Origin of the sequence: Robiginitalea sp. (genome assembly GCF_049588695.1) — a bacterium.
GTDB lineage: Bacteria > Bacteroidota > Bacteroidia > Flavobacteriales > Flavobacteriaceae > Robiginitalea.
In genome coordinates, this window is sequence record NZ_JBAVZJ010000352.1 from 1 (window position 1) to 5,029 (window position 5,029).

General features: G+C 48.1%; 3 protein-coding genes and 1 pseudogene. 3 read left to right on the top strand and 1 reads right to left on the bottom strand.

The features are described 5' to 3' along the window. The 3 genes from WBV75_RS08535 to WBV75_RS08545 all read left to right on the top strand — a co-directional run. Positions 1–693, top strand: a 693-nt coding sequence (locus WBV75_RS08535) for an AIM24 family protein (RefSeq protein WP_424120209.1), incomplete at its 5' end; no start/stop codon positions are given. Positions 694–860: 167 nt separating this feature from the next. Beyond that, a complete protein-coding gene (locus WBV75_RS08540) occupies positions 861–1,820 on the top strand; it encodes a serine hydrolase (protein ID WP_424120210.1) in 960 nt (319 codons plus the stop codon). 6 nt (positions 1,821–1,826) lie between these two features. Further along, positions 1,827–4,661, top strand: coding sequence for an MFS transporter (locus WBV75_RS08545; RefSeq protein WP_424120211.1), 2,835 nt, complete (start codon positions 1,827–1,829; stop codon positions 4,659–4,661). Here the strand turns inward: WBV75_RS08545 and WBV75_RS08550 are convergent. After that, a pseudogene (locus WBV75_RS08550) lies at positions 4,658–5,029 on the bottom strand (hypothetical protein); the annotation flags it as partial. The gene WBV75_RS08545 and the pseudogene WBV75_RS08550 overlap by 4 nt on opposite strands.

The following is a 5,029-nucleotide window of genomic DNA, read 5'->3' on the forward strand; positions in this document are numbered from 1 at the left end:
GCTGAGGAGCGCATAAAAATGGAAACGATTTTCGGGGACGGGTCCCACCGGGAAAAGCAGGGTGGTATACTCGATAAGATATTCTCCGCCGGAAAGCGCATCCTGACTGGGGAAAGTCTTTTTCTCACCGCCTTTTACAATACAGGGGATGGTAAACGTTCAGTGAGTTTTGCATCGCCTTATCCCGGAAAAATCCTTCCGGTGGACCTTTCGGAAAAAGGGGGGAAATTTATCTGCCAAAAGGATGCATTTCTATGTGCGGCCAAAGGGGTGCACGTAGGTATCGAATTTTCGAAGAAACTCGGGCGTGGGTTTTTCGGGGGTGAAGGTTTTATCATGCAAAAGCTGGAAGGAGATGGTATGGCTTTTATCCACGCCGGGGGTACCATGGCGAGGAAAGAATTGGCTGCCGGGGAAATACTTCGGGTAGATACAGGCTGCCTGGTCGGGTTTACTCAGACGGTGGATTACGATATAGAGTTTATCGGGGGCTTGACGAATTCGCTTTTTGGGGGAGAGGGGCTTTTCTTCGCAACCCTGAAAGGTCCGGGGGTTGTATATATTCAATCTCTGCCCTTTAGTCGACTGGCTGAGCGCGTCTGGGCAGCTGCCCCAAAAGGAGGTGGAAAGCAAAAAGGGGAGGGGAGCATCCTCGGCGATATCGGCGATATTGTTATGGGGGACCGGGCATAGTTTTACTGGCCGGTTTCAAGAGGAATGCCATTACCCCCTGGAAAAACCAAGTTATTCACATGTATTTGTTTGCCTGAATATCGCCCTGAGTTATCTTTGTGTCATGCAGGCCAATTAAATGTGCACTGTTCTCGATTATGAGTTATAAATATCTTGCTTTAATGGTGATGGGTATCCTGGTATCAAGCCCGGGGTGCAACCCAAAGGACAAGACACATTCCGTCCGGAAATCCGAAGTTAGGAATGATTCTTTAACCTTGGGAATTGAAAACACCTACGATCAGATCCCGGAACTTCCCATAGAGATATCCGATGAATCTTTCAGGCCCCTTAGGGATTTCAGGAGTTCCGACCTGCAAAAAGCTCTTGAGGCGGTAATAAAATCCGATCCAAACCTGAGTAAATTAATCTCGAATCGCAAGTTGTGTATTGGCCTGGTAGATTTAAGCGACTGGGAAACCCCCTCCTTTGCAAGTATTAATGGACGGGAAATGATGTATGCTGCGAGCCTTCCCAAAATCGCGGTATTGCTGGCGGCCGAGGATGCCATTCACAAGAGGGAGTTGGAGGAAACTGAATCGCTAAAGCGCGACATGCATGCAATGATCCGGTATTCCGACAACCAGGCGACCACCCGCGTCATCGATCTTCTTGGTTATGAGAAAATCGAAAGTGTTATGCGGGATGCCAAAAATGAATTTTATCAGGAAGAGGAGGGCGGAGGTCTCTGGGTTGGCAAGCGATATTCCAAAAGCGGCAAAACAAACCGGGAACCTTTAAAGAATTTGAGTCATGCCGCCAATGCCTACCAGGTGTGCCGGTTCTATTACCGGTTAGCCTTTGGAAGGCTGATTAGCTACGACAGGTCCAGAGATATGCTGGACATCCTTAAGGACCCCGGGATTAAGCACAAGTTTGTACATACGCTCCTGAAACTCGCTCCGGATGCTGCCATATACCGGAAGTCCGGCTCATGGCAGTCCTGGCATGCAGATTCTGTACTGGTTTGGGATGAAGACAGGCGTTACATCTTAGTGGCACTTATTCAAGACTCGGAGGGTGAGCGGATTGCTCAGGGACTGGTTGGACCTGTAGAACGAGCTCTGAATTCGTTCAAATCCCGATAATCCTTTATGTACGCTATTACTACGCTCTTTCAAAGGCTTTTTGATATCAAACCCGGAGAGATTCGCAAGGCGGTCCTGTTGCAGGCCTACGTTTTTTTGCTGATCACAACCTTGCTGATCGTCAAGCCGACAATTAATTCTATCTTCCTTTCGGCCCTCACTTCCGACGCCTTGCCTACAGCCTACCTGCTTACCGCAGTATTGGCGGTTTTGTTTTCCCTGTTTTACGACAAAATCCTATGGGCCATTACACTGAACAGGGTGATTACAGGTACTCTTATCTTGAGTGCATTACTGTTTGCTCTTTTTTGTTTCCTGCTCAATTTTAAACCTTCTAATACAGGATGGCTCTATGCCCCGTACCTCTTTGTCGCCATATTCGGATTGCTCACGACCTCCCAGTTCTGGATTCTCGCCAATTCGATTTTTAATGTTCGCGAAGCGAAACGATTATTTGGGTTTATCGGTTCCGGGGCCATTGCAGGAGGAATATTCGGGGGTTACCTGACCTCCCTTCTGTCCGGGGTAATCAGTTCGGAAAACCTGTTGCTTGTCGCTGCAGCCCTGATACTGGTTTGTATTCCCATCAGTTCGTATCTCTGGAAACGGTATGTGGATCAGAATAAGGTGGAGAAACCGATAAAGGAAAAAGCTAAGAAAAGCCCCTTTACACTTATCCGGCACAACCGCCTCTTATGGCTTATCACCCTGACGGTGGGAATAAGTGTAATAGTCGCCAAAATGGTGGATTACCAGTACAGCCATTTCGCAGCTGAAAAAATCACAAATACCGAAGAATTAACGTCGTTTTTTGGATTCTGGTTTTCGACCCTTAGTGTAGTATCCCTACTCATCCAATTATTCTTTTCCAAACGGATACTCAAATATTTTGGAATTGGAAATGCGCTTATATTCATGCCCGTCGGCATCTTGCTGGGCTCTGTATTACTGCTCCTTATTCCTGAATTATGGGTTGTGGTTGCGATTAAAATAGTGGAAGGCAGCCTGAAACAGTCATTGAATAAAGCGGCCTCAGAACTCGTGGTAATCCCTGTGCCCATAGAGGTTCGCAAACACGCAAAACCTTTTATTGACATTGTCGTGGATAGTATTGCCACCGGGTTGGCGGGAGCTATCCTGATATTCCTCATCAACGGGATGGGTGTTCCCAGTATCTATATCAGCTATATAAATATCGGCCTTATCGGCATCTGGGTTTTCCTGCTTACCCGAATTTTCAAGGCGTATCAGGAGTCTTTCCGCCGGCTACTCGTTAAGGAGCACCCCAGGGTACAAAAGCACGAGAAACACCACCTGGATGTCCATAACGAATCGGTCTACGGAACGATAAACCGGGTTTTGACCACTGGAAAGGAATCCCAGATCCTGTATATGCTGGAGGAAATATTGCGCAGTCCGGAGGAGCATTATTTTGAGGCACTCCGGGGCCTGCTTCGTCACCCGTCCAGCCCTATTCGGAGCCTGAGTGTCAAGAACTTGTATTACCTCAATTCTGCGGATTTGAGACCTGAAATGAAGGAGATGCTCAATGACCCTTCCGATGAGGTCGTGATAGATGTCCTTCGGTATTTGATCCATAAAGACCACGACCTGCACCGGGAGGAAATAATTGATTTTGAGAAACACAGCAATCACGCCAATATCCGTGCCCTTACCCTGCTTGCTGTGGCACAGGAAGTCCATACGGATGCACATCTGAAGGATATTCTCCAGCTCGAAAGCCGGGTGGACACACTGTTGGAGCATTCGGGGCAACCTCCATGGGATGAGAAAAGTAAATTTGATGTGATCGCGGCTATAGAGGCCATCGGGCATACCCGCCTGGAGTCCCGATATAAGATTGTTTACGGATTCCTGGAAGATTCAGACCCCGAGGTTTTAAGTGCGGCCTTCGACAGTATTTCACAGATAGGGGACGAACGCTTTATCCCCAAGGTCGTTGCCCAATTACACGGCAAGAATTTGCGCAAAGATGCCATGGCTTGTCTTCAGGGATATGGCCCGCCCATTATCCCGATTCTTAAACGGATGGTAGAAAACCACGAAATACACCCCAACGACGCCCTGTTCGTGCCGAATGTACTAAAGGCCATTGGCACATCAGAAGCTGTCAGCACCCTCATTGGATTTGTGGACTCCGCAGAATATGCTGTTTCGGTCAAAGCCATTCAGGTTCTGAAAATGATGAAAAATGACACTCCCGAATTTAAAATTGAGAGTGACCTCATTGCCGAAAAGATCCTGCAGGAATGCCAGATGTATCAGAAACTCCTGTCCTTTTTGCATACACAGGTTTCCGAACATGAAAGGGATCCAAAAACGGAGCAATCCACGAAAATCCGCATGGCACGTGAGGGGTTGATCACCATCTTAAAACATCGGGTGGATGCACACCTGGAGCGAATCTTCAACCTGCTGGGAATCCACTATTACGAGCAGGATGTGGAACCCGTTCTGGAGCTCGCCTTAAAGGGTGACGACCAGCAACGGGCGAACGCCATTGAGTTCATTGACAGCATTCTGGAGGCCCGGCTACGGCATGTATTGGTGCCAATTATTGACAGCCTGGGTCAGGGGGTCGCGTATTCTGAGGATATGGTGGCGAAACTAAAACTCCCGTCCATAAGTGAACGGGAGTGTTTTAGAAGTTTGCTTAGCCGTCACGATGTAAAGATTAAGCACGCCGTACTCTATCTTATCGAACAATTGGGAGATCACGAGTACCTGCCACTTATTGAGCCCCTGCTACAAAGTCCTTTTGAAACCGTCCGAAAGCAGGCGGGGCAAATGATTCAAAACTGGGGATTACCGCCGGCTTAATTTCCACGAACCAGATCATCCACCTTGTCGGCCAGGGCCAGATGGTCGTTAGCTGAATTCTTATTGAGCACATTAGACATTAGACAAACCGCATAGCGACTTCCGTCCGGATGCTCAATGATGGCTACCGAATTCATGTAATTATACACGTTGCCCTGATAGTCCCCGCAGTTTGGATTTTTTTTGCGATCACAGCTGTAGAAACTCCCGGATTTAAAATAGACTGCGGCGCTGTCCAGTTTATGGGAGTAGGCATATCGAATCCTGCGGTCCGTCAGGTAGAGGAGCCGCTTCATCTCCAGGCTGCTCTGTCGATCCACAATTTTTCCTTCCTCAAGGGCCATAACATATTTCATAAGGCCTATGGG

Bases quoted from the DNA above. Each gene is read 5' to 3' on its own strand.
- WBV75_RS08540 (WP_424120210.1), top strand. From the start codon at position 861: ATGGGTATCCTGGTATCAAGCCCGGGGTGCAACCCAAAGGACAAGACA.
- WBV75_RS08545 (WP_424120211.1), top strand. From the start codon at position 1,827: ATGTACGCTATTACTACGCTCTTTCAAAGGCTTTTTGATATCAAACCC.